Raw genomic sequence first — 25,452 nt, forward strand, 5'->3', positions numbered from 1 at the left:
TGATTAGAGCAGATTTTCCTTTATGGAAACTGCTCTTTTTTTATAGGAAAATTCAACCAAATCTCCATTCTTACTGATTAAAAAATCCCGGGTAATCAATTGATCCCTTGTCAGCGGCCGGTCATAAGGAAGCTTCTGAATGGCCGGAAGAAACATTGAAAGTAATGAGGGCTCCATTAAATTCTCGTTTTAATCACAGTTATTATGATTAATGTTACCAAATCAAGAATAAACAAAGCCATTTAAGAGACATTAACAAATAAAAAGGATTTTGCTATGATTGGACTGCTGGTTGCCATCATTCTTTTTAATTTCGTTGCCTTTAAAACAAATAAACGTTTGACGAAAAACCAAATTTTACATATATGGACATTTACCATATCACTTCAGATGACCTTTGATGTTATGGTCGAGTTTAAATATTGGGGATATTGGTATTTTAACAAGGAACCCAATTGGGGAGGGCTCTTGGCGCACATTGCGCTGTTGCCCCCGGTGAATATGATGTTTCTGAACTGGTATCCTTTTAAAGGAGATCTTATTAAACGTTTTTCTTATATCTTTTTCTGTGTAGTGGCTATTTTGCTGTATGAAGTTCTCACCTTATTGCCGGAACCCTGGGGGTATTTTCGCTATGGCTGGTGGAGATTATGGCATGCGGCAATACTTGACCCCATTCTCCTTCTATTAGTGGTGGTATTTTATAAATGGATTATCCGGCTGGAAGGGGAACTTAAATAATTGATGATTCGAAAGGGGGATATGCTACCCCCTTTTTGTGTTGCATAAAAATGAATTTAGGCAGATGACTATGATACAATTTTGGTATAGATTTTCCCGGAAGGAGAACATTTGTGGATATTAAATTGACTCACAAAATGATAAAAGAAATGTGCGGTACTGTCTCCTTCAAAAGAGGGGACGCCTTTTTCAGGAATCATAAAGTAACGATAAATAAATACAATGGTGATATTTGTGAAGCAACCGTTTCTGCTGGTGAAGATTTTTATGTTGAAGTAGAGAAAACTTCAGGTAATGGGTTCAAAATTACATGCAGCTGTCCCAAGCTTGCATCATTTGATAAAGAGTGCCAGCATGCAGCGGCTGTACTGCTGGCAATTCATGATATGCAGCAATATAGATCGCCAGCTCTATCAGCTGGAAGTCTTGAAGCTTCTCCGGAACACGCCTTAACAGATAGCCTCATGACACTTTTTAGTGAAAAGCCGGGAAGGACAAGCGGGCACCAGCTTCATTTTGAAAACAGGCAAGTGCTCCAGCCTGAGTTTACCTGTGTTCCTGTTCATTTGGGGAAAGGGCATTATTTGTTTGCCATTAAAATTTCCATCGGCTCATTGGCTGTCCTGGATATCCGTCAATTTCTCCATTCAGTTAAAGATGGGAAACCAGGCCTATTATCACTATCTTTTTCCTATGATCCCGTCCTGCATTGTTTCCCGCCGGAAGCGGATGCTATCCTTCAGCAGCTGATACAGGTAATACACGATGAATCTATCTATATCAATGCTTTAATGGATGATTTTGATTATACAGCATCGAAGCATATGCTTTTAATCCCTCCATCATCATGGGAACGGCTGAAGCCTGTTTTGGCGTTTGCCGAAAAAGTAAAGCTTGAAATAACAGGAAAAACATTTGATCGGATGACATTTTCAGAGGACCGGCTCCCATTGAGATTTGAATTGGCCGAAACAAAAGAACATTGTTATTTACATGTTAAAGGACTGGATCGGCTGCTGATACTGGATTCGTATAGTGCGGTTCTATCCGGCGGTAAATTCATCACGCTCAAGAAAGATGACTGTAAGCGTCTGTATGATTTAACACAGATGCTTGAGGCTGCCGGAAAAAACACGATTCCGATTGCTGCTGAACAAATGGAGATGTTTTTGGTAAAAGTGGTCCCTGGATTGAGAAAACTGGGGGATTTCCATATTTCTGAAGACATGTCACACAGGTTCATGAAAACTCCTTTGACTGCCAAGCTCTACCTGGACCGTCTTCGGAACCGGCTGCTGGCAGGAATTGAATTTCATTATGGAAATATCGTGATTATTCCGCTGGAGAGCAGAGAGCCGAAGGGCGGCACGCGGATAATTAGAGATGTGGCATTAGAGGATGAGATCCTTCAGCTTATGGAGGAAAGCTCATTTGCCAAGACGGATGGCGGCTATTTTCTGCAGAATGAAGAGCTGGAATATGAATTCCTTTATCATGTTGTCCCTAAACTGCAGAAACTGGTGCAGATATATGCGACTACCGCTGTCAGAAACCGGATTTCCAGGGAGAATGCCAAACCGCAGATACGGATAAAAATGAAAAAAGAGCGGACCAATTGGCTGGAATTCAAGTTCGAATTGACCGGCATAGCTGACCAGGAGATACGGGATGTATTAGTTGCACTTGAAGAAAAACGGAAATTCTTCCGCCTGAAAAATGGCGCGCTTCTGTCATTGGAAACAAGAGAATTTGAGGAAATCCAGCGTTTTCTGAAAGCTGTGCCCGAGCAGGCGGAGGATCTGGAGAGCGGTTTAAACATGCCGGTTGTATCTGGTCTTAGAATGCTGGACGCTGCTGGTGTTCAGGAAGTGTTCTGTCATGAGGAATCCTTTAGGACGTTTTTGGCGGAGCTAGAGGATCCATCATGCCTGCTGATTCCTGTGCCGGAAAACCTGGATTCTATTTTAAGGGGATACCAGAAAAGTGGATTTAAATGGTTAAAGACAATGGCGCATTATGGATTTGGCGGCATTTTGGCTGATGATATGGGACTTGGGAAGACACTGCAAGGCATTGCTTTTATTCAGTCTGAGCTTAAGGACATTCGGGAAAGTACCCGTCCTGCCCTGATTGTGTGCCCATCATCTTTAACTTACAACTGGTTAAGCGAACTGACAAAGTTCACACCGGACATCGAGGCAATTGTCATCGATGGAAATCAAAAAGAACGGACTGAGCTTCAGAAGGATTTAACCTGTGTTGATGTGGTGATTACATCCTATCCACTGGTGCTGAAAGATATAAAGTGGTATGAAATGCAGGAATTTCACACAGTATTTTTCGACGAAGCACAGGTGTTTAAAAATCCGGTCACACAAACTGCGAGAGCAGTGAAGAAAATCAAAGCGAAATATCGCTTTGCGTTAACAGGCACACCCGTTGAAAATTCTGCAGAAGAGCTGTGGTCTATTTTTCATGTTGTCTTCCCTGAATTGTTTGGCGGGTTAAAGGATTACGGTAATTTAACAAGAAAGGTGATTTCGAGAAGAGTTCGCCCCTTCATGCTCAGAAGGCTGAAAGAAGATGTTCTATCAGAACTGCCTGAAAAGATGGAGCTGATAGATTCCGCTGAGCTGCTGGCCGAACAGAAGAAGCTCTATGCTGCATACCTGGCAAAACTGAGAGAAGATACCTTAAAGCATTTAAATAAAGACACAATTAGAAAAAACCGCATAAGAATCCTTGCCGGTTTGACGAGGCTTCGCCAGATTTGCTGCCACCCTGCTTTGTTTGTGGATGGGTATAAAGGGAGTTCAGCAAAGTTTGAACAGCTCAAGAGTATTATAGAAGAATCCAGGTTATCTGGCAGGAGAGTGCTGATCTTTTCACAGTTCACTAAAATGCTGGACCTTATTGGCAGAGAACTGGCCCTTATGGATTTGCCGTGTTTTTACCTGGATGGGCAGACACCTTCAGGGGACCGGGTGGAAATCTGCCGCCGATTTAATGAGGGAGAACGCGATTTTTTCCTGATTTCACTGAAAGCAGGAGGTACTGGCCTAAATCTGACTGGTGCTGATACCGTCATCTTATACGATTTATGGTGGAACCCTGCCGTTGAGGAACAGGCAGCCGACCGGGCCCACCGTATAGGACAGAAAAATACCGTTCAAGTAATAAAATTGTTATCAAAAGGCACCATTGAAGAAAAGATGAATGAACTCCAGGATAAAAAGAAAAACCTGATTGAAGAAATCATCGATTCTAATGAAAGTGCATCTGGAAGTCTGACGGAAGAGGATATACGGGAAATCTTGATGATTTAACATGGTGCTGCAACGGACTTGAAAAGGGTTATGGGTGGCTGCTGAGTCGGAGGTGGCTTGGGTTCGGACTCAAAAAAGGGAAATCATGGTTCTGGTGTCGGAAGTTTGCTTAGGTTCGGACTCAACATTGGAAAAGCCTGGTCGCTGTGTCCGAAGTTGCTCCAGGTCCAGACTCAAAACCAGAAAACTTGGGCAGTAGAGTCCGAAGATACCCCTTGCCTCAGACTAATATAATGAAATAAGGAGTTAAAGAGACGTGTCCCGCAGGGCGCGTCTTTTCTAATGGCTGTTTTCTCAAAGTTTGTTGCTATTCATATTATATTTACTGAGTTGATTGTAGTGGAAGGTGCGAGATCCTCGAAAATGCATTCGCATTTTCTTCGTGCGGTGTTTACTCAAGGTAGCATATTCAAAGTCCTACGGGAGTAGCGGGACAGGTGAGACCCCACAGACGCGTAGCGTCGAGGAGGCTCACCGCCCGCCCCGTGGTTCGCTGAGCATCCTGGAGCGGAAATCAACGGACAATATTTAAAAGCGAAAAACAACAATTTATACAAAAAGAGCCTTTCTGATAAAGGAGGATTTTTCCATCTCTTAGAGAATTTCATATGAATAAAAGTTTGGGGGGATTTCTAATGTGCAAAGTAGCATCAAAAGAATTTAAAGCAGTTGTGATAAGGAACAATGGTCTATTTAAGGATTATGCCCGTCTGGTGCCTGAAGCAGCTCAGGCTTTTTTAATGCAGGGCCATCTTGTTCAAAACAGCAGCGGTTTAGAAGTGGCCTTTTATGAACCTAAGAGAGGGGAAGACCATTTGGAAGGAACCTTTTTTACCGGGTATTTAGTTCATGAACAAGCAGAAACGCTGCCAGATGGGATGGAGTATATAGAGGCCGCGCACACTTATGCATCGATCAGAGGAAAAACTGGTGAGATGGGCGATTTGTATACGCGTCTTAACCATTGGCTAAGTGAAAACGATCGCCAGCAGTCTATTAACCAATATATTATTGAAGTTTATTATCCGGCTGCAAATGAGGAGGAAGAGGCAGAAGTTTTTATTCCAATCAATGATTAAACCGCTCAAGATTTTGAGCGGCTGCTGTCTTAAATCTCTTTCGATGAAAGGGGAAGAAAGAGCTTTACCCCTTTTTTATTAAAGGGCAGGATTTTTAAATCGGCAATCAAATGGCTTATGTAACCGGCAAGGCACGTATAATAGACTCCCTCTATGCCAAGGGACATTTCAAATCTTGAAGCGATGAATGCGAAAAAAATAACCCCCAGCAGGGAATGGGTATAACTGCGGTGGGAAACAAAGGAAGCTATTAAAATATAAATCCCAAATAATATGAGCCAAAGTTCCTGCAGGGAAAATCCTCCCGCCAGGACGCCAATACCCGTTATGGTCAGCATATGCTTTTGCCTGATTTTCGAAGAAATGGCTGTCATTCCAATTCCGATAGCCATACCAAGCCATTTCTCTTTCGCGGAGCCTTCATAAAGACTATAAATAATCATTAAAATTCCAATGATCTGGGCAACTGTCTGTACGACTTCATGTGACAGTGTCAGCCGGTCGCGGAGTTTTCCATCAATGTCGAGGTCAGGGATTAGTCCTGAAACACTCCCGAGGCCGACTAATAAAAGTGTTGCAGAAGGGCTGGCGTGAACAGTGTTCGCTACCACGTATCCTGCTGCTGCTCCAATTGCTGCATGGGCGGTACCATTCAAAATTATTTCCACCTTTATGTGATATTTGCATTTTTTTCATGCATTCTTATATTATATCAAAACATCTGTTCTGTTTGGCGGTTAATAAATTAAAATCTCCCTGCAGTTCATGGTATAATGTGGAGAAAGCTAAAGCATACATAATCGAATTTGTATCTAAGGAAGGTATTTATGTCAGAGGAAAACATAACTAGGATTCATTTAGACGGCAAGGAATACATACTGATCGGAACAGCACACGTATCAAAGCACAGTGCAGAACAGGTGAAGGAAGTCATTGAGGCTGAACAGCCTGACTCTGTTTGTGTGGAATTGGATGAACAAAGATATCAATCCATTATTGATGGCAGCAAATGGAAGCAGATGGATATTATCCAGGTGATTAAGGAAAAGAAAGCATCATTGCTTTTAATGAATCTGGCGATTTCATCCTTTCAAAATCGTATGGCAGACCAATTTGGCATAAAGGCAGGCCAGGAAATGATCCAGGGGATTGAGTCAGCCAAGGAAACAGGGGCAAAGCTCGTTCTGGCGGACCGCAACATCCAGATTACCTTTGCAAGGATATGGGGCAACCTCGGATTAAAAGGAAAATCACTGCTTCTCAGTCAGGTAATAGCAAGTATTTTCAGCAAAGATACAATAACTGAAGAAGAACTTGAAAAAATGAAGAATCAGGATACAATAAATGCAATTCTAAATGAATTTACAGAAAGTTTTCCGCGATTGAAAAAACCACTCATTGACGAGCGGGATCAATACCTCGCGCAGAAAATTAAAGATGCACCAGGAGAAAAAATTGTTGCGGTGCTGGGGGCGGCCCATGTACCGGGCATCAAAGAGGAAATCAAAAAAGAGCAGGATATGGCCAAATTGAATGAGCGCCCGCCAAAATCCAAGATTCCGAAGATTGTTGGCTGGAGCATTCCTTTTATGATTATAGCCATTATTGCCTATACGTTTATAGCAAATCCATCTGCAGGGTTTTCCCAGACATTAAGCTGGATTCTGTGGCATGGTTCTTTATCAGCGCTGGGGGCTGCAGTTGCATTTGGACATCCGCTTGCGATTCTGACAGCATTTGTAGCAGCGCCAATCACTTCCTTAAATCCGCTATTGGCATCCGGCTGGTTTGCCGGGCTGGCGCAGGCTTATGTCCGCCGTCCGAGTGTCCATGATTTTGAAACACTAACAGAGGATGTATTTACTGTGAAAGGTTTTTGGCGCAATAAGGTAACCCGAATTTTACTTATTGTTGTCCTTTCTAATATTGGAAGCTCAATCGGCACTTTTATTGGGGGAGCCGATGTAATCAGATTATTTTTTCAAAATTTATAATGGACGAGTTTGAGGTGAAACCCACGTGGTTTCACCTTTTTTGATATTTTTACCGTACTTAATATAATGCTGGAAATTTTTTAATAAATTTGCGAATGGCGGGGAAACATATACCAGACAAAATGCAGGAGGGAAAGATATGCCTGGCGGAAATAATGAAGATAAGCTTACTGCAGCCGAACATGCAACCCTTTGGTCGCAATATGTGAATGATAGTCTTGCTGTTTGTATCCTGAGTTATTTTTTAAACCATGTAAAGGATAAAGAGATCCGAAACGTACTTGAATTTGCTCTTAAGTTATCAGAAAGCCACATAAAAAAAATTAAAGGGTTTTTATCAAAAGAGAATCAGCCGATTCCAATTGGTTTCACTGACAAAGACGTTAATGTGGATGCGCCGTTATTATTTACTGATATTTATATGGGGATATACATACATGTAATGGCTATTCATGGGGGGACCAGGTATGCAGGTGCTGTAGGCAATGCTACGCGGGCAGACATTAGGAAGTATATGAAGCAGGTTATAGATGAAACGCTGGAATTACATGATCGTTCTTCAAATGTTTTAATTCAGAAGGGAGTAATTATCAAGCCGCCGATATTAAATAACCAGCAAGAAATTGACTTTGTAGGGAAACAGAGTTACTTAACAGGATGGTTCGGAAAGCGGAGACCTGTAAACGCAATCGAAATAAGCGGAATTTACGTGAATATGCTGAAAACGATGATAAAAATTATTTTAGATCTTGGATTTGGACAAGTGGCCCAACTAAAAGAAGTTCAAAAATACATGGAAAGAAGCACACAGGTTTGCCGCAAGCATTTTGAAATTTTATCTGGAATACTAAAGCAGTCGAATTTGAGTATCCCCAGGACATATGAGGCAGAGGTAACGGATTCAACGATTCCTCCCTTTTCTGATAAACTTATGTTGTATCATATCGCAACTCTTCTTTCAGCTTCTATAGGCTATTACGGGGAAGCATTGGCCATGGCACAGCGAAGGGACATTTCAGCAAACTATGCGCGAATGATTGTTGAGATTGGACTGCTGGCAGAAGACGGAATGAATATCTTAATCGAACAAGGATGGTTTGAAAAGCCGCCTATGGCTACTGACCATGAAGATCTGTCAAAGAAAAAGTTTTGAAAAGGCCATGAGGTCCAGCCGCCGTATAGGCAGCCGGGCCTTTCATTTTTATCTATCTGCAGCAATCGCCTTTCTTTTATATAGCACCGACCCCAGAAGGAAGGTAACCGCACCCCGAATCACCATCACGGCAATTCCTGCCCAAAGAGATCCCGTAGCAATGCCGGTTTCATACACCATACTTTCTCTTAAACCATCAGCGAAATAGGTGAGTGGCAGAACAGCCGAAATCGGCTGAATCCATTCAGGCATCGTTTCAATAGGGAAAAACACGCCGCTTAAAAACATCATGAGAAAGCTGCAAATATTGGCTACGCCCATATAAGCCTCGGTTGTTTTGCTGAAGGAGGAGAAGAAGTAGCCAAGAGCATTAAAGGATAATGCGCCGATCAAAAATACGATAATCAGGGTAAAAGGGTTTATATAAAGATTTGCACCGAATACGAGGACTCCTATTAAAGACAGCAGGATAATTTGCACAATGCTGAACAAAAGTCTCATAACCATATCGCTTAACCCGAATATCCCCATATTGGCCGGTGTCATGCGCAGTCTTTTGATTAATCCCTTTCTGCGCATTTCCACCAGGTCCACCATGCCAAACATGCCGCCCTGGGCAATGGATAAAGCGATCATGCCGGTTAAAAGGAAGTCTGTATAATCCAATTCATTCGTGCCTGATGTAATCGATTCATATTGAAGATCATATTTTGGCGAAGCACCTGCAGCCAGTAAATTGGCCTGCTGGACAAACTTATCCAGAATGCCGGAAACGGCCTGGGCTGCTGCACCCTGTTCATTTTCTTTATTGACAACAAGAAACACAGAGGATGTTTCCGCTGACTCCGGCAGGATAATGGCGGCATCGACTTCCTGCTCCTTTACCCATTCCTCCGCTTTATCCCTCGTAACCGGCTTTCCTGACTTCACCTCAAAAACAGGAAGCTCACTGATCTGAGACAGCAACATCTCGGAAGCCGGATTCGGGCTTGGATTCACTATCGCAACCTCTGTTTTAAACTCTTCATCTGAATTTCCGCTGAAAATGACCATAAAGATGACCATTAAAATAACAGGGAAAAAGATGCCCCAGAACCATGCCTGTTTTTCACGAAGAGTTAATTTCAGCTGTGCCATAAACATCATTTTAAATTGGTTAAATTTTTTAATGTTAATCCCTCCATTCTTTGCCGGTAAATGCGATAAACACATCTTCCAGGCTCATTTCCCGTATGGAGACCTGTTCCACTCCGTATGAGTTTTCTTTAGTAAATTTAAATAAATCCAAAAGGGTTTCTTCCGGTTTTGATGCCCATATTTTCAGAGCCGCCCCTTCCCGTTCTGTTTTGGAAACGGAATCCAGCTCTATTGAAAACCTGTCAGCGTCCTTAGCTGCCTTTTCTCCATCAAGAAAGCTCAGTCTTATTTCCCGTTCATCCGTCAGCTTCTCAATGAGTGCGGAAGGGGTGTCGAGTGTAATCACATTCCCCTGATCCACAATGCATACCCGGTCACTCAGCTTTTCCGCTTCTTCCATGTAATGTGTCGTTAAAATGGTCGTTTTGCCTAATTCCTTAAGATGGAGAATAATATCCCATATATTTCTTCGGGCCTGCGGATCGAGGCCGGTAGTCGGTTCATCCAGAAAAATGATTTCCGGGTCACTAATCAGTGCCAGTCCAATGGCGAGCCTTTGCCTCTGGCCGCCTGAAAGCTTTTTAACGTGATTTTTGCGGTGCTCCGTCAGGTTGACAATTTCAAGAATCTCTTCCGTTGGCCGGGCATGGTCGTAAAAGGAAGCAAAAAGGTTAAGGTTTTCTTCTGGTGTCAGCAAATCAAACATGGCACTTGACTGGGGCTGTACACCAATCTTCTTTTTTATCGAGACGGCATGTTTATTCCAATCAAGGTCACCAAAATGAATCGCGCCATTGTCAGGTGGAACCAGGCCTTCAATCATTTCCAGTGTCGTCGTCTTGCCTGCTCCATTAGGCCCTATTATGGTGAAAACTTCACCGGCTTGAACCGAGAAACTGATATCCTGGACAGCCTTGATGGAACCAAAGGATTTTTGTAGATTCCTTACCTCTAAAACAGTCATTCATTTTCCCCGCTTTCATGACAAGTTGGATGCTGGTATCCTGCAAAATTCCTAACCTTCTATTTAATACGTTGTTAATATTGAAAAAATTCACTTTTTTAGTAAACTTAACAAATATGGGACAATCAAAAATGGATTAAAAAGTCAGGGGAGTTGTGCAGATGAGAGAACTTCCAATAGCAGTTAATGATCTGCTGAATAAGTACATGAAACTATTTAATGAATATATGCCTAATCAGCTTGCAGGTCTTTATTTGCATGGATCGCTTGCACTGGATGCTTATGTAGAAGGAAGGAGCGATATTGATTTTATTGCGGTTACACATAGAGGGTTAACCCAATCAGAATTGGAAAGGGCTGAGGAGATTCATAAAATAATAGCTGACAAATATCAGTTTCCTGAGATGGATGGGGTTTATATAACTCAGAATGATCTCGGAAAACTTGGTGAATGTTACTTTTTTAATAACGGCAAAATGAATTATGGGCATTTCCTGAATCCAGTCACCTGGTGGCTTTTAAATAAGAAGGGAATTACCATTTATGGAGCTCTTCCGGTAATAGAGACAAATGATAGTGATTTGGTTTCATACACATATGAAAACATGAATACATATTGGGCAAATCGAATCCGGAAAATCGAGAAATCGATTGATGAAATTGCACGAGTAGCTGAATCTGAGGCTGATAAAGAAATTGAATGGACGGTGCTCGGTTTATTGCGGCAGTTTTATACATTGAGGGAGAAGGATATTATCTCTAAGCAAGGGGCCGGGGAGTACTCCCTAAAGCATTTGCCGGAAGAATGGCACCCCATCATACTGGATGCCATCAATATTCGCAGTGGTAAAGAAGATAGACATTATGCAGAAAAGCTTGAACGAATGGAAGAGACTATTAAACTGTCAAAATATCTTATAAACCAATCAGCAGCAATCAAAAATAGGTGAGCTTCCCATGATGTGAAGCTCACTTGACTGAAGGCCGTTATGTTAACCTCATTGGAGTATTCAAATTATGGGAATCCCGGTAGGATCGATAAGAAACAAATCTTTTTCCATGGGAGGATCCATCCAATTGAAGAATTCGTTGATTAATTGTCTCCATATACAGAAAGTCATCATTCGCATTTAGACGGTAGAAAGTGTAGGTGTTTCCAAGGAGCTCTCTCTTTGTTATTTGTGTATCGGGATGCTGCTGGATGAATTCTGAAAGCTGCTTAACAGACACGGAAGGAATGTCTGCCATTTCATAAAGCTTCCCTTTAAGGTTTGATTTCAGCTTGTTTACGGCACTCATTGCCTTTTCTTTATATTTATTTCTGGACATGAAGTCACTCCTTCATAATGTGTTAGTAAGAATAATTTCCATTTGCAGAAAGAATAAACATTCCCGTTAGGAAAGTCAAGAATAGTAACATATGCAAAATATTGATAAGAATGTATATGAATCAAAAGGAAGTGCATTGCTTTGCATAATCGAATGAATCATTTAATTCCCGATTGCGAAAATTGTTTTGGACTTTGCTGTGTGGCCCTTCCCTATGCAAAATCTGCGGACTTTGCTATGGACAAGGAAGCAGGTAAACCATGCCCCAATCTGCAGGCTGATTTTCGCTGCCAAATTCATGCCGACCTCAGAAAAAAAGGCTTCAGGGGCTGCACCACATTTGAGTGCTTTGGTGCAGGTCAGCAAGTATCTCAAAACACCTTTAAGAATAGAGACTGGCGCAGCCATCCCGAACTTGAGAAAGACATGTTTAATGTGTTTCCTGTTATGCACCAGCTTCATGAAATGCTTTTCTACTTAACTGAAATTTTGCACTTGGAAGCCGCCGGGCCTATTCATGATGAAGTCAGGGGGATTTTGGATAAAACAGAGGATTTAACTAATATGGAACCGGATTTAATTATGGCTATCAATGTTCAGGCACATAGGGAAGAAGTCAATAAGCTGCTTCTGAAAGCCAGTGAGATGGTCAGGGGGAATTCAGGGTTGAATCATTCGAAGAAAAATAGCGGCCGGCGAGATTATATCGGGGCCAAATTAAGAGGTGAGGTTTTCTGCGGGACGAATTTAAGAGGATCCTTATTTATTGCAGCTGACCTGCGCAAAGCTGATTTGAGATATACGGATCTTATTGGCGCGGACTTCAGGGACGCAGATTTAAGCGGAGCCAATCTAATGGGAAGTATTTTTCTCACACAGGCTCAGGTTAATTCAGCAAAAGGGGATATGCATACGAAGCTGCCTAAGGGATTACAGAGACCAGAGCATTGGGTGAATTAATAGGAAAGGAGAGCTGCTGAATGACACAGAACGAAATCGTGCTTGTTGCCAGTACATCAATTATACAAGATGGCAAAGTGCTGATGATCAAAGAGAATAAAGCCACAGTAAAGAATAAATGGAATTTCCCGTCCGGCCATGTTGAAAAAGGAGAAGATATCCTTGAGGCTGCCTGCAGGGAAGTTAAAGAAGAAACAGGCCTGGATGTAAAGCTGACTCATACAACTGGAATCTATAATTTTATCAGCAGTACGGACCATCAGGTCATCTTATTTCATTTTATTGGTCAAATAACAGGGGGCTTTTTGAGCCTTCAGGAAGAAGAAATAGTCGACAGCAAGTGGGTGAATCTATCAAACTTTAAAAGCTTTAAGGACGAGGAACTTCGTGATGCCAAAGTCATCAGGCAAATTCTTGATGCCGTAAAAGCTGAACGGCTTTATCCTCTCGGACTGTTTCACACAAAGTTAAGCTGACAAGCTGAAAGGGATTTTCAGGAATTTTGTCGAAAGAATATCCTATCGAAAAAAATAGGCGGGGAATGAATGGAATTTACAATTAAGAACGAATATTTTCATAAAGCAATTGGAGAAGTAAGCAGTGCAGTTTCAGCTAAGACTCCTTTTCCTATTTTGACAGGAATAAAGCTGACTGCCTGTGAGGATCATTTAACACTCACCGGAAGCAACTCGGATATTGTGATTGAAAAGGTCATCCCAGCCTCTGATGAAGGAGCCGGACTTGTCATTGAAGATACTGGAAGTGTTGTAGTAACGTCTAAATACCTGACTGAGCTCATTAACAAACTGCCTGGTGACATACATATCAAAGTGGATGAAAAGAATTGCATGATGGTACAGTCAGACGAAATCTTCACTTCTTTAAACGGGTTTCCTGCTGAAGAGTATCCAGCACTTCCCGAAATTGAAGATTCACCAGGAATTGAATTTTCTTCTATAAAATTAATAGAAATGATAAAGAAGACCGTGTTTGCTGTTTCAAGGAATGATACGAGGCCGGCTCTCACAGGTGTGCATATGAATTTTAACGAAAATAGCTTTTCGTGTGCAGCAACTGACTCACATAGATTGGCATATCTGGAGACAAGCATCGTTTCTCCATCAAACGGCTCATTCATTATTCCGGGCTCAAGCCTTAAGGAACTTTTAAAGTTATTAGCTCATCAGGAAGAATGTGATGTACAAATCTTTCCTTCAGAGAGCTATTTAGTTTTCAAAACAAAATCAACTATGCTCTGTTCGCGGCTTATTGAAGGCAAGTATCCGGATGTGACTGTACTTATCCCGAAGGAAGCGAAAACAGTCATAAAACTTGATGCAAAGAAACTATTAAAGGGTATTGACCGCGCCTGCCTGTTTGCCCATGACTGGAAAAACAATAATGTCCTTTTGGAGATAAAAGAAGGACCATTGAAAATATCCTCTGTTTCCTCTGCCATCGGAAAAATCGAAGAAACACAGCAACTATTAGAAATCACTGGCGTACAAGAACTATCAATTTCAGTAGATGGGAACTTTTTAATGGATGCCTTAAAAGCTATACAGGAAGAACATGTTCTTTTAAGCTTCAGCGGTTCAATGAGACCAATCATAATCAAGCCTGTCAGCGGAGAGTCTTATATTCAGCTGGTATCGCCTGTCCGCTCCTTTTAAAAGTTGAATTTTATACTCGATGCACCTTCCATCAGCAATAACAGCTGGCGGAGGGTGCTTTTTTGTGTCTTGCAATTACAAGTCTATATTTCCATTTCCACCCACTATAAAATAGTAAGGGTGAAAACTTAAGAAACACACAACCAATCTTAAGAAATTCTTAAGATTTCTATTACATTAATGTTAAGATTTTACGTTTAGTATAAAAATATGAAAACGAGCACCGTGAAAGCAGGGGGATTATGGATAACTATAATGTACTTGTCGTAGATGACGAAAAAGAGATCAGGGACGCCATAGAAATTTATCTCAAAAATGAAGGCATCACCGTTTTAAAAGCAAAGGATGGAATCGAAGCTCTGGAGATTTTGAATGAGCACCAGGTGCATCTCATCATTTTGGATGTCATGATGCCAAGGCTGGATGGCATTTCGGCTACATATAAAATTCGCGAGAAGAAAAACATCCCGATTATCATCCTGAGTGCCAAAACAGAAGATACCGATAAAATCCTCGGGCTACAGGTTGGGGCTGATGATTATGTGACCAAGCCCTTCAATCCGATGGAATTGGTTGCCCGCGTGAAATCGCAGCTGAGAAGATATGTGACATTCGGAACATTTGAAGGAGTTAAAAAGGTCATTGATCTGAACGGCCTTATGCTCGATAAGGAAGCAAAAGCAGTGACTGTTAATGGAGAGCCGGTGAAATTGACTCCAATCGAGTATAAAATTGTGGAGCTTTTAATGACAAATGCCGGCCGCGTTTTCTCCATAGATGAAATTTATGAACGGGTATGGAACGAACCTTGCTATAACGCAGAAAATACAGTGGCGGTACATATTCGGAAAATCCGTGAAAAGATTGAAATTGATCCGAAAAATCCGAGATATTTAAAGGTGGTATGGGGAATTGGATACAAGATGGAAAAATAGATTCATCATTGCGATGATAATGGTTTTATTCGCTTTCGGAGCAAGCGGCGTTTTGGCAGTTCTGATTAATGCAAGGGAATATGCAAACCCTGATTATTTTCACACTGGAGTGTTCAGAGGGGAAATTGATCAATATGCCGGCTATCTGGAATTGTTTGAACTGAATAACGTAACCATAGAAAAAGCCAAAGAAGCGATAGACGTGACGGAAGAGGAAATTAATGAACATCGTTATCGTTATGGAACACTTCCTGAACAAATTGATAATATCAGAAGCCAATATGAGCCCAGGATTCAAGAGGCAAAGGATATAGAAAATAATGAATTTGCCAAGGCTTTGACCGATCAGATGAACAAAAGAATCGATGACATCACCAGGAATTTTGAAAGTGATGATCACGTCCGTCCTAAAGTAGTCAAAGAAAAAGAAGAAAAACTTGAACAATTTTTTAAGGACAAAGAGGAGTTGCGGGAGCAGTACGATGTTTATAAGGATTCATTTTCCTATTATTTTAAGGACACTTCGACAGGTGAAGTATACACAAATTTAACTTTATCCAAGAATGAATCTCCGGATGAAGTCATGGAAAAAGAAATGCTCTATCATACCGATTATACGATGGATAAAAATTATTTCCTTCATTTTATTATGGGGGGGTATGAGGAGTTCGATCAGACACTGGTTGAATCGCAATCTGGCTACTTTAAGGGACAAATAGGCCTTGCTAAAAACCTTCCTGAATCAAATATGTTCATTGACCAGAATAATCATTTCAAACAAAAACAAGTTGTTTTATTAATTTATGGCGGTTCAGCGGTTTTAGCTGTTATCGCTGCATTGATTGCCGGCAGAAAGTCAAAGGCCCTGTCAGCTGAAATCAAAAGGTGGGAGCCTTTATACAATAAGATGCCTATTGATTTACGGATCACCTTCTTAGGTTTATCAGCAATGGGTGGCATTTTAGCACTTTTTCTGGTAAACGATTTTCTTATAGACAGCTACAACATCCTCTCGCGTGTAATTGAATTGATTATTGTTCTCCTTGGAGCATCGGTTCTTTGCGGACTGACAATTGTTCAGTTCAAATATATTGCAAGTGAATTTAAGGACTTGGAAAACGCAAAATCAGTCTTGAAAAAAAGTCTGATGTATAGGGCGGCCAGCGGTTTAAAAACCAGCCTCCAGGAAGCTTTTTTAAACCGGAGCACAGGAACGCAGCTGTTTGTTGTTCTATTAATCATCTTTGGAATGGGAATAGGTTCCATTATCATGTTCTTCCACCCGCTGTTTGTCCTGTTTTATGTACTGGTTTTAGCTTTTGCAGGTATTCCTCTTGTTATGGGCCTGGTCAAACGTGTTGGCTATTTCAACCGTATTGTTGAGACTGCAGATGAATTGGCTTCAGGCCAAATGGGACAGGACTTGCCGGTTAAAGGAAAAGGCGTTCTGGCTTCACTCGCAGGAAACATGAATGTATTGAAGCAGGGCGTAAAAACGTCCCTTAGCGAACAGGCAAAAAGCGAAAGGCTTAAAACGGAACTGATAACAAACGTCAGCCATGATTTAAGGACACCTTTGACATCCATTATTACGTACACGGAGCTGCTGAAGTCAGGCGAGGTATCAGAAGATGATCGCTCTGCCTACCTTGAAATCATTGACCGGAAATCTAAACGGTTAAAAGTTTTGATTGATGATTTATTCGAGGTCTCAAAGATGGCAACCGGCAATATTGAGCTTCGAAAAGAAAGAGTAGACCTGGTCCAGCTGCTGCAGCAGGCGCTTGCAGAGCATGATAATGCCATTAGGGAATCGAATCTGCAGTTCCGCGTCATCAAGCCTGATCATCCGGCAATCGCCAATGTGGATGGCCAAAAGCTCTGGCGCGTGTTTGATAATTTAATAGGCAATATCCTTAAATATTCATTGGAACATTCACGGGTCTATATTGCCATTGCAAAAGTCAAAGGCCAGGCAGTCATTACGTTTAAAAATGTTTCCAAATACGAGCTCGATGACCAGAGTGAAGAATTGTATGAGCGATTTAAGCGGGGAGATAAATCAAGGCATACAGATGGTTCTGGGCTGGGGCTCGCCATTGCCAAGTCGATCATTGACCTTCATGAAGGGAATCTTGAAATAGATACAGATGGTGATTTGTTCAAGGTGAGCATTTCGCTGAAATTAGAGGAGTAAGGGAAGAGGGGAATTATGGATATTGCAGTACTGTATTCCTGCCATTATAAACGGCTATATCATATATGCTTTTCGATGACAAGAGACGCATATCTTGCAGAAGATATCGTTCAGGAAACGTTTATTAAAGCCATGAAGAAGGCGGAAACAATTATAGATGAAGAAAAAGCAGGGGCATGGCTGTCTGTCATTGCCAGAAGAACCGCACTGGATATGATTCGGCGGGAAAAGCGGAAGGCTGCAGTGCCGATGGAGCAGGACACTCTTGAAAGCTTCTGCCTCATTACAAAGCAAGATGTCGAACAGGAAGTGGAATCATGTTTTGCGCTTAAGGAAATCAAGTCAGCCATCAGACAGCTTGCATCGAACTACCAGGAAGTGCTTTTGCTCAAGGTTGATGGAGGATTAAAAGAGCAGGAAATTGCCAATGTTCTAAATTTAAAGCCTTCAACTGTTAAAACCAGAATTTTCAGGGCAAGAAAACAGATGAGAGCTTTGACGGGATTAGGAGCTTAATTGAAAGAGAGAGTTGACCAAGTTTTCTTACGGGTCTGCTCTCTTTTTTATTTTTAAACTATTCGAATAATTGAGAAAATAATGTTTAAACTATGTATAACAGGGTATTCGCCAACCAGAGTCTACTATTTTCCATAATTACACCAAATAGGATAACTTCACCTAATTTTGTAAACAATAGTAACGTTCTGAAAGGAAGGGATGATTCAATTTGACTAAAAAGATACCGCCGTTTTTGAGGAAATTGCGTTACTTTGGAAAATCGGAGGACATAACAGATCATGCCACTGTCTCACCTTATGACCGGGAAACTGAGAAAATTTACAGGAGGCGCTGGCAGCACGATAAGGTAGTGAGAACAACCCATGGTGTAAACTGCACGGGGTCCTGCAGCTGGAAGGTTCATGTCAAGGACGGAATTATCACATGGGAGACCCAGCAGACTGACTATCCTACCACAGGGCCTGATATGCCGGAGTATGAACCGAGGGGATGTCCAAGAGGTGCAACGTTTTCATGGTATACATACAGTCCCATTCGGATTCGTTATCCATATGTGCGCAGCGCATTGATTGAGCTGTGGAGAGAGGCTTATAAAGAGCATAAAGATCCGGTTGAAGCCTGGAAAAGCATTGTAAATGATCCTGATAAGTCTGCCAGATATAAAACAGCGAGGGGAAAAGGCGGTTTTGTCCGCTCAAGCTGGGACGAGTTGAACACACTGATTTCGGCCTCACTGATTCATACAATCGAAGAGTATGGACCTGATCGGATTTTTGGCTTCTCGCCGATTCCGGCCATGTCAATGGTCAGTTATGCGGGCGGTGCGAGATTTTTGAATCTGATTGGGGCCTCTCTCTTAAGCTTTTATGATTGGTATGCAGATTTGCCTCCTGCTTCTCCGCAGATCTGGGGGGAACAGACCGATGTGCCAGAGAGCTCGGATTGGTATAATTCCAGCTATTTAATGGTTTGGGGCTCCAATCTGCCGCAGACACGGACTCCGGATTCGCACTTCATGGTGGAAGCCCGCTATCGGGGAACTAAAGTGGTGGCTGTAAGCCCTGACTATGCTGAATTCGTTAAGTTTGCCGATAAATGGCTGCCTGTACAGGCGGGTATGGACGGAGCCATCGCCATGGCGATGACTCATGTTATTTTGAAAGAGTTCTATGTTGACCGGCAGGTGGACTATTTTAATAACTATGTTAAGCAATATACAGATCTGCCTTACCTTCTTGTGTTAAAGAAAAATGGTGACTTTTATCAGGGAGATAAGTTTTTAAGAGCATCAGATATTGGCAGAAAAACAGAGAACGGGGAATGGAAAACCGTTGTGCTCGATAAGAACACAAAAGAGTTTGCCGTTCCTAATGGCAGCATAGGACATCGCTGGGAAAATAACCAGAGCTGGAATCTTCATTTAAAAGACAGTGATAATGAACTGGATGGCATAGACCCGGTTCTTACCCTTAAGGGAATGGAAGATGAAGTCGTAATGGCCGGCTTTCCGTTCTTCGGGACAGAGAAAAAAGAAGTGTTAAAGCGTGGGATTCCTGTTAAAAAGTTTAAAAAGGACGGGGAAACCTTTGTGGTGACAACCGTTTTTGATATGCTTCTGGCCAATTGCGGCGTGAATCGGGATTTGCCTGGAGATTACCCGAAGGATTACGATGATCCGAAGCCTTATACACCTTCATGGCAAGAAGGCATCACAGGGGTGAACAGGAAGGATTGTGCACAGATTGCAAGAGAGTTCGCTCAAAATGCCATCGACTCAAAGGGAAGGTCCATGATTATCATGGGATCGGGAATTAACCATTGGTACCATTCGGATATGATTTACCGCGCCATTTTAAATATGGTTCTCCTCACTGGCTGCCAGGGTGTAAATGGAGGAGGATGGGCGCATTACGTAGGCCAGGAAAAAGTCCGGCCGCTTGAAGGCTGGCAGACCGTTGCCATGGCCAGGGACTGGGGCGGCCCGCCAAGGCTCCAGAACGGGACGTCCTTTTTCTATTTTGCAACTGAGCAATGGCGTTATGACAATCAAATGTCTGATGAATTAATTTCACCGCTCGTCAACAAACCGACTTATAAGCATCCAGGTGATTATAATGTCCTTTCTGCAAGACTCGGGTGGCTTCCGTCCTATCCGCAGTTTAATGAAAATTCCATTAAAATTGCCGAAAAGACTGGACTGACAGACAAAGATGAAATCATTCAATCGGTCGTCAGACAGCTGAAGGAAGGAACGCTGAAGTTTGCCATTGAAAATCCGGAGGATCCGAAAAACTTTCCTAAGGTCCTGTTTGTGTGGCGGGCCAACCTGATCGGAAGCTCTGCCAAGGGACATGAATATTTCCTGAAGCATCTTCTGGGTACACATCATGGAAACTTGAGCGAGCAGAATGAGGAAGACCTGACCAATGAAATCAGCTGGGTGCAGGAGGTGCCTGAGGGCAAGCTTGATCTGATGATCGACTATGACTTTAGAATGTGCGGCACCGGCTTATACTCTGATATTATCATGCCGTCTGCGACCTGGTATGAAAAATATGATGTTTCCAGCACGGATATGCACCCCTTTATCCATCCCTTCAATCCGGCGATTACTCCTCCATGGGAAGCCAAATCGGACTGGGACGCATTTAAAAATCTGGCGAAGCGTTTTTCTGAAATGGCAGGAAAATATTTTAAAGAGCCGATTACCGATCTTGTGGCAACACCGCTCTTACATGATTCTAAGGACGAAATCTCCCAAGCATACGGGAAAATTCCGGACTGGAAAAATGGGGATGCAGATCCACAGCCGGGCGTTAATATGCCTAGGCTTCATCTGGTGGAAAGAGATCTTTCGAAGGTGTATGACAAGTTCATCGCACTCGGTTCGAATGTAAAAGAATCAATCGGATCAAAAGGAATTGCGTGGGATGCTGCCAAAGAATATGAAAAGCTGAAGGCCATGATTGGCACAGCTTCACAGACAAGGGATTACAAAGACCTGCCAAGCCTCTATACGGACCGGAATGCAGCTGAGACGATTCTGACATTGTCCAGCACAACCAATGGTTCGCTTGCGATGAAAGCCTGGGGGGCATTAGAAAAGAAAACAGGATTACAGCTGAAGGATTTGGCGGAAGAACGGGCAGAAGAGCATGTGTCCTTTGCAGAAATTACTGCTCAGCCAAGGAAGGTTATTTCATCACCTGTATTCAGCGGAACGGAAACCGGAAACCGCCGGTATAATCCTTTTACCACAAATGTGGAGCGCCTTGTGCCATGGAGGACATTGACAGGCAGACAGCATATTTATATGGATCATGATTTAATGCTGGAGTTTGGCGAAGAGCTCCCGAACTTTAAAGCACCGCTTCATAAGCTTGCTTTTTACGATGGAGACCATGAGCCGGCAGGCAAAGGAAATGAAATAACCTTAAGCTATTTAACGCCGCATTTTAAATGGTCCTACCACAGCACATACGGAGATACGCTCCCGATGCTGACCCTTTTCCGCGGCGGGCCGCATGTCTGGCTCAATAATGAAGATGCTGCGTCTGTCGGCATTGAGGATAATGACTGGATTGAGATGTATAACCGAAACGGTGTCGTCGTGGCCAGAGCTGTGGTCAGCCACCGAATGCCAAAGGGAATCGTGTTCATGTATCATGTTCAGGAACGCCATATTAATGTGCCTGGTTCCCCAATCACCAAACAGCGCGGAGGCACCTTTAACAGCCCGACAAGAATCCATGTAAAGCCGACTCAAATGATTGGCGGCTATGCCCAGTTTAGCTACGGATTTAATTACTATGGACCAACTGGGAACCAGAGAGATGAAAAAGTGGTTATCCGGAAAATGAACAGGGATGAGGTGGATTGGCTTGAAGATTAAAGCGCAGTTCGGAATGGTCATGAATCTTGATAAGTGCATCGGCTGCCATACCTGCAGTGTCACCTGTAAAAACACCTGGACGAACCGCCCGGGTGTTGAATACCAATGGTGGAACAATGTGGAGACCAAGCCTGGCATCGGCTATCCGAAGGAATGGGAAAACCAGGAGCTGAGAAAAGGCGGATGGGCGCTGAAAAATGGAAAGCTGGAATTGAAGGCAGGCGGCCGTGTCAATAAACTGCTTAATATCTTTTATAACCCTGACCTTGCCGATATTGATGATTATTATGAGCCCTGGACATATGACTATGAAAATCTGATCCAGAGCCCTGAGAAAAAACACCAGCCGGTAGCAAGGCCAAAATCCCAGCTGACAGGCGAGTATATGGACATCCAATGGGGTCCGAACTGGGAGGATGACCTCGCAGGTGTTCATGTAACCGGAAAGAAGGATCCGAACATGGCCGGGCTGGATGACCAGATTAAATTTGAATTTGAACAGGCATTTATGATGTATCTGCCGAGGATTTGCGAGCACTGCATGAATCCTTCCTGTGTGTCTTCCTGCCCTTCAGGAGCCATGTACAAACGGGAGGAAGACGGGATTGTGCTTGTGGACCAGGAAGCATGCCGCAGCTGGCGGTTCTGTATGACGGGATGCCCGTATAAAAAAGTTTATTTTAACTGGAAGACCCATAAAGCAGAAAAATGCACATTCTGCTACCCGAGAATTGAAGCGGGACTGCCAACTGTATGTTCGGAAACCTGTGTTGGCAGGCTTCGATATATCGGGATTGTTCTATATGATGCCGATAAAGTGAAGGAAGCGGCATCCGTTCCTGATGACAAAGATTTATACGAAGCCCAGCTGGATATGTTCCTGGATCCCCATGATCCGGAAGTGATTAAGGAAGCGAAAAAAGAAGGCATTCCCGATGATTGGATTGAAGCCGCGCAAAGATCGCCGGTTTATAAAATGGCAGTGGAACAGCGGATTGCTCTTCCGCTTCATCCTGAATATCGCACGCTGCCGATGGTCTGGTATGTTCCGCCGCTCAGCCCATTTGTGAATGCATTCGGAGGGCAAATTGATGATCTGGATCCAAATATCATTTTCCCAACGATTAATCAGTTCAGAATCCCAATCGAGTATTTAGCCAATTTGTTCACAGCGGGTGATACAGAAGTGATTAAATCGGTGCTTAAAAAGCTTGTTGCGATGCGGACCTATATGCGCCAGGTGAACCTGGGAAAAGAACCGGATACAAGCGTACTGCAGGCGGCAGGAATGACAGAAGAGATTGTGCGGGATATGTATGAGCTTTCAGCCATTGCCAAGTATTCCGACAGATATGTGATCCCTGCTTCCCATAAAGAAAGAACCGGTGATATGCACAATATGCAAGGAAATGTCGGCTTTGATGATTTGGCCACAGACTGTAACTCCTGCAGTGTCGGCTCCGAAAGAGATCCGCTTTACTATTATGGCGAAGAATATTGGAGTGATTTGGATGAATCAAAACCAAGCGGTCTATAAATTAGCATCTGTCCTGCTTCAGTACCCATCCAGTGAATGGAAAGACTATTTGCCTGACCTGCATAGTGAAGCCGACTCACTGGATGATAAGCAAATCGCCGTCAGTCTGAAGAAATTTTTGGACTATCTGGACCGTACTGCTTATGAGGATCTGTGCCAAAATTATGTGCTGACCTTTGATTTTAATGAAAGGAGCACCTTGTACCTGACTTATTCCGTGTTTAAAGATAATCGGGAAAGAGGTCCGGCGCTGGTTAAATTGAGGCAGGAATTCAAGGAAGCGGGGGCAGAGCTCGAGAGCGATGAGCTTCCGGACTATCTGCCGCTTATTTTGGAATTTGCGGCTATAACGGAACCTGAGAAATCAGCTAAGCTTTTGAAGCTGCACTTTCGGTCAATTGAGCGCCTGTCTTTGGAACTTGAAGCCCTGAACAGTCCTTATCACTTCCTGCTGGCGGCATGTGTCGACTGCATCAAACAGCTTCGCGCATCTGATGCAATTGGCAGCTCGGATGAAAGGAGAATCATATGAGCAGTCTTGATCTGTTTTTATGGGTGATTTTCCCTTATATTTGTCTGACGATATTTGTGCTCGGGCATATTTACCGTTACAATACCGACCAGTTTGGCTGGTCGGCTAAATCAAGTGAATTCCTGGAAAAGAAAAAGCTTAAATGGGGCAGCATTCTGTTCCATTGGGGCATTATCTTCGTGTTTTTCGGTCATGTAGCAGGCGTATTGATACCTAAAGTATTGTACGATACTGTGGGGATTACGGAGCATATGTATCATTTTGGCGCTGTCTGGTTTGGCGGAGCGGCAGGAGTCATTTGCGTGATCGGCGGGGCGTTGCTATTTGCAAGACGGGCATCCGTAAAACGAATTAAAATGAACAGCCAATTCAAAGACTGGCTATCACTCGTTATGCTTGGCATAGTGGTCATCGTCGGTTTTACCAACACAGTCGGATACACGGCATCTGGAGGGGATTTCGATTACAGGGTGACCATTGGACCATGGTTTAGAGGGCTTTTAACCTTTAACCCAGATCCCGCTTATATGATCGGAGCGCCGATCGGCTTCCAGGCACATGTATTGCTGGCATTTGTCCTATTTGCCATCTGGCCATTTACAAGGCTGGTTCATGTGTGGAGCCTGCCTTTGGCTTATCTGAAAAGGAGATATCTTGTGTACCGGAAAATGTCGCCTGCAAAAAATCAGAATGTAACTAAGCGCTAAAAGAAATAGGGAGCAGAAAGGCTTCATCGTGATACAGCCTTTCTTTTTCCTTTACAAGGAGGAATGATTGTTGGCTGGCCCAGCGTTAAAAAACCATTATTCACACCAATCCATTCATGATGGCTATTATACGGAAGGCCGTGATCTCACTGAAGTGCTCGTTAAACTGTCTCGTGAAGGCAGAGAGAAGGAGTGCGGGATTGCTGCCGAGGCACTGGTGGAGCATTGGGAGACCAGAACCATTGCCCATGCAGATTCCGAAGAGGAAGGGTTTTATCAGGAGGTTATGAAGGATAAACCGGACCTGAAGGAGGAAGTCATTAAGCTGATCAGAGATCATGATCTCTTAAGAATGCTTGTTTCTGACCTGAAGGAAAGGATTCCGCGCGATGGAGTAACAGAAGAAGTGATTGACCGCTTTAAAACCATTCTCCTGCTGGTGGATATCCACAATCAGACAGAGGAAAGAGTGTTATTCGGAATGAATAATAAAGGCCATTTACAAAAGTTGCGTGAAGATGATGAAGAAATTGCTTCTGGCCTGTAAAGTAGAAAACAGCACCTATGGAGGATAACGGGTTCGGATACCTATCACAATTTTTGCAGACCAAATTGCTATACCGGCAATTTGGTTTTTTGTTTTGTGGGGCATTTATAAACCATTATTACAGAGAAGGATTTATGCTCCTTTTGGTTGAATTTCTAATTAAACTAACGGATCAGTTTTGTTGAATTATGAACCAAGTTTCTGAATATGACAATAAAGAGAAATTCATT

The 25,452-nt window shown here is 42.9% G+C and carries 22 protein-coding genes; 17 read left to right on the forward strand and 5 right to left on the reverse strand.

What is annotated here, in order from left to right; genetic code table 11:
• Positions 1 to 3 precede the first annotated feature (3 nt).
• Entirely contained in the window at positions 4 to 177 is a 174-nt protein-coding gene (locus tag BK139_RS24120) for a hypothetical protein (protein WP_175609157.1), read from the reverse strand.
• Positions 178 to 276: 99 nt separating this feature from the next.
• Here BK139_RS24120 and BK139_RS18420 point away from each other — a divergent pair, with 99 nt between their 5' ends.
• The 3 genes from BK139_RS18420 (at position 277) to BK139_RS18430 (ending at position 5,146) form a co-directional block, all read left to right on the forward strand.
• On the forward strand, positions 277 to 741 hold the full coding sequence (locus BK139_RS18420) for a hypothetical protein (protein ID WP_076261682.1): 465 nt from the start codon (positions 277 to 279) through the stop codon (positions 739 to 741).
• 113 nt (positions 742 to 854) lie between these two features.
• Positions 855 to 4,067, forward strand: coding sequence for a DEAD/DEAH box helicase (locus BK139_RS18425; RefSeq protein WP_076261684.1), 3,213 nt, complete (start codon positions 855 to 857; stop codon positions 4,065 to 4,067).
• Between the two features lie 635 nt (positions 4,068 to 4,702).
• Positions 4,703 to 5,146, forward strand: a complete 444-nt coding sequence (locus tag BK139_RS18430) for a GyrI-like domain-containing protein (RefSeq protein ID WP_076261685.1) — start codon at positions 4,703 to 4,705, stop codon at positions 5,144 to 5,146.
• Between the two features lie 29 nt (positions 5,147 to 5,175).
• Here BK139_RS18430 and BK139_RS18435 read toward each other — a convergent pair whose 3' ends face one another.
• Complete coding sequence (locus tag BK139_RS18435; RefSeq protein ID WP_076261687.1) at positions 5,176 to 5,802, reverse strand: metal-dependent hydrolase; 627 nt, start codon at positions 5,800 to 5,802, stop codon at positions 5,176 to 5,178.
• A 171-nt stretch (positions 5,803 to 5,973) separates the two neighbouring features.
• Here BK139_RS18435 and BK139_RS18440 point away from each other — a divergent pair, with 171 nt between their 5' ends.
• Positions 5,974 to 7,140 (forward strand): TraB/GumN family protein, encoded by a 1,167-nt coding sequence (locus BK139_RS18440; RefSeq protein ID WP_076261689.1) that lies wholly within the window; start codon positions 5,974 to 5,976, stop codon positions 7,138 to 7,140.
• A gap of 139 nt (positions 7,141 to 7,279) precedes the next feature.
• Positions 7,280 to 8,293, forward strand: a complete 1,014-nt coding sequence (locus BK139_RS18445; protein ID WP_076261691.1) for a DUF3231 family protein — start codon at positions 7,280 to 7,282, stop codon at positions 8,291 to 8,293.
• A gap of 48 nt (positions 8,294 to 8,341) precedes the next feature.
• On the opposite strand, the gene BK139_RS18450 is transcribed toward BK139_RS18445, so the two are convergent.
• Both BK139_RS18450 and BK139_RS18455 read right to left on the reverse strand, forming a co-directional pair.
• Positions 8,342 to 9,505, reverse strand: coding sequence for an ABC transporter permease (locus BK139_RS18450; protein WP_286149052.1), 1,164 nt, complete (start codon positions 9,503 to 9,505; stop codon positions 8,342 to 8,344).
• The gene (locus tag BK139_RS18455; protein WP_076261695.1) at positions 9,465 to 10,394 is read right to left on the reverse strand and encodes an ABC transporter ATP-binding protein; all 930 of its coding nucleotides are present in this window, start codon (positions 10,392 to 10,394) and stop codon (positions 9,465 to 9,467) included. The genes BK139_RS18450 and BK139_RS18455 overlap by 41 nt, the downstream gene beginning before the upstream one ends.
• Before the next feature lie 161 nt (positions 10,395 to 10,555).
• On the opposite strand from BK139_RS18455, the gene BK139_RS18460 reads away from it, so the two are divergent.
• A complete protein-coding gene (locus BK139_RS18460; protein WP_076261698.1) occupies positions 10,556 to 11,344 on the forward strand; it encodes an aminoglycoside adenylyltransferase domain-containing protein in 789 nt (262 codons plus the stop codon).
• Positions 11,345 to 11,381: 37 nt separating this feature from the next.
• Here the strand turns inward: BK139_RS18460 and BK139_RS18465 are convergent, their stop codons facing one another.
• Positions 11,382 to 11,723 carry a hypothetical protein gene (locus BK139_RS18465; protein WP_076261701.1) on the reverse strand — a complete coding sequence of 114 codons (342 nt, stop codon included), beginning with the start codon at positions 11,721 to 11,723 and terminating at the stop codon, positions 11,382 to 11,384.
• A 153-nt stretch (positions 11,724 to 11,876) separates the two neighbouring features.
• On the opposite strand from BK139_RS18465, the gene BK139_RS18470 reads away from it, so the two are divergent.
• From BK139_RS18470 to BK139_RS18520, 11 genes are all read left to right on the forward strand, one after another.
• Positions 11,877 to 12,683, forward strand: coding sequence for a pentapeptide repeat-containing protein (locus BK139_RS18470; protein ID WP_076261812.1), 807 nt, complete (start codon positions 11,877 to 11,879; stop codon positions 12,681 to 12,683).
• A 20-nt stretch (positions 12,684 to 12,703) separates the two neighbouring features.
• Positions 12,704 to 13,159, forward strand: a complete 456-nt coding sequence (locus tag BK139_RS18475; RefSeq protein ID WP_076261704.1) for an NUDIX hydrolase — start codon at positions 12,704 to 12,706, stop codon at positions 13,157 to 13,159.
• 69 nt (positions 13,160 to 13,228) lie between these two features.
• Positions 13,229 to 14,356 carry a DNA polymerase III subunit beta gene (gene dnaN / locus BK139_RS18480; protein ID WP_076261706.1) on the forward strand — a complete coding sequence of 376 codons (1,128 nt, stop codon included), beginning with the start codon at positions 13,229 to 13,231 and terminating at the stop codon, positions 14,354 to 14,356.
• Positions 14,357 to 14,598: 242 nt separating this feature from the next.
• Entirely contained in the window at positions 14,599 to 15,291 is a 693-nt protein-coding gene (locus tag BK139_RS18485) for a response regulator transcription factor (protein WP_076261709.1), read from the forward strand.
• On the forward strand, positions 15,269 to 17,488 hold the full coding sequence (locus BK139_RS18490) for a sensor histidine kinase (protein ID WP_076261711.1): 2,220 nt from the start codon (positions 15,269 to 15,271) through the stop codon (positions 17,486 to 17,488). Before BK139_RS18485 ends, BK139_RS18490 begins: the two co-directional genes overlap by 23 nt.
• Positions 17,489 to 17,503: 15 nt before the next feature.
• On the forward strand, positions 17,504 to 18,004 hold the full coding sequence (locus BK139_RS18495; protein WP_076261714.1) for an RNA polymerase sigma factor: 501 nt from the start codon (positions 17,504 to 17,506) through the stop codon (positions 18,002 to 18,004).
• 211 nt (positions 18,005 to 18,215) lie between these two features.
• Positions 18,216 to 21,899 carry a nitrate reductase subunit alpha gene (locus tag BK139_RS18500; protein WP_076261716.1) on the forward strand — a complete coding sequence of 1,228 codons (3,684 nt, stop codon included), beginning with the start codon at positions 18,216 to 18,218 and terminating at the stop codon, positions 21,897 to 21,899.
• Positions 21,889 to 23,436 (forward strand): nitrate reductase subunit beta, encoded by a 1,548-nt coding sequence (gene narH, locus BK139_RS18505; RefSeq protein WP_076261719.1) that lies wholly within the window; start codon positions 21,889 to 21,891, stop codon positions 23,434 to 23,436. Before BK139_RS18500 ends, narH begins: the two co-directional genes overlap by 11 nt.
• The gene (gene narJ / locus BK139_RS18510) at positions 23,411 to 23,968 is read left to right on the forward strand and encodes a nitrate reductase molybdenum cofactor assembly chaperone (protein ID WP_076261722.1); all 558 of its coding nucleotides are present in this window, start codon (positions 23,411 to 23,413) and stop codon (positions 23,966 to 23,968) included. The genes narH and narJ overlap by 26 nt, the downstream gene beginning before the upstream one ends.
• On the forward strand, positions 23,965 to 24,675 hold the full coding sequence (narI, locus tag BK139_RS18515) for a respiratory nitrate reductase subunit gamma (RefSeq protein WP_076261724.1): 711 nt from the start codon (positions 23,965 to 23,967) through the stop codon (positions 24,673 to 24,675). The genes narJ and narI overlap by 4 nt, the downstream gene beginning before the upstream one ends.
• 70 nt (positions 24,676 to 24,745) lie before the next feature.
• Entirely contained in the window at positions 24,746 to 25,222 is a 477-nt protein-coding gene (locus BK139_RS18520) for a hemerythrin domain-containing protein (protein WP_076261727.1), read from the forward strand.
• Positions 25,223 to 25,452: the final 230 nt, after the last annotated feature.

This window comes from Paenibacillus sp. FSL R5-0490 (assembly GCF_001956215.1).
GTDB lineage: Bacteria > Bacillota > Bacilli > Bacillales > Cytobacillaceae > Cytobacillus.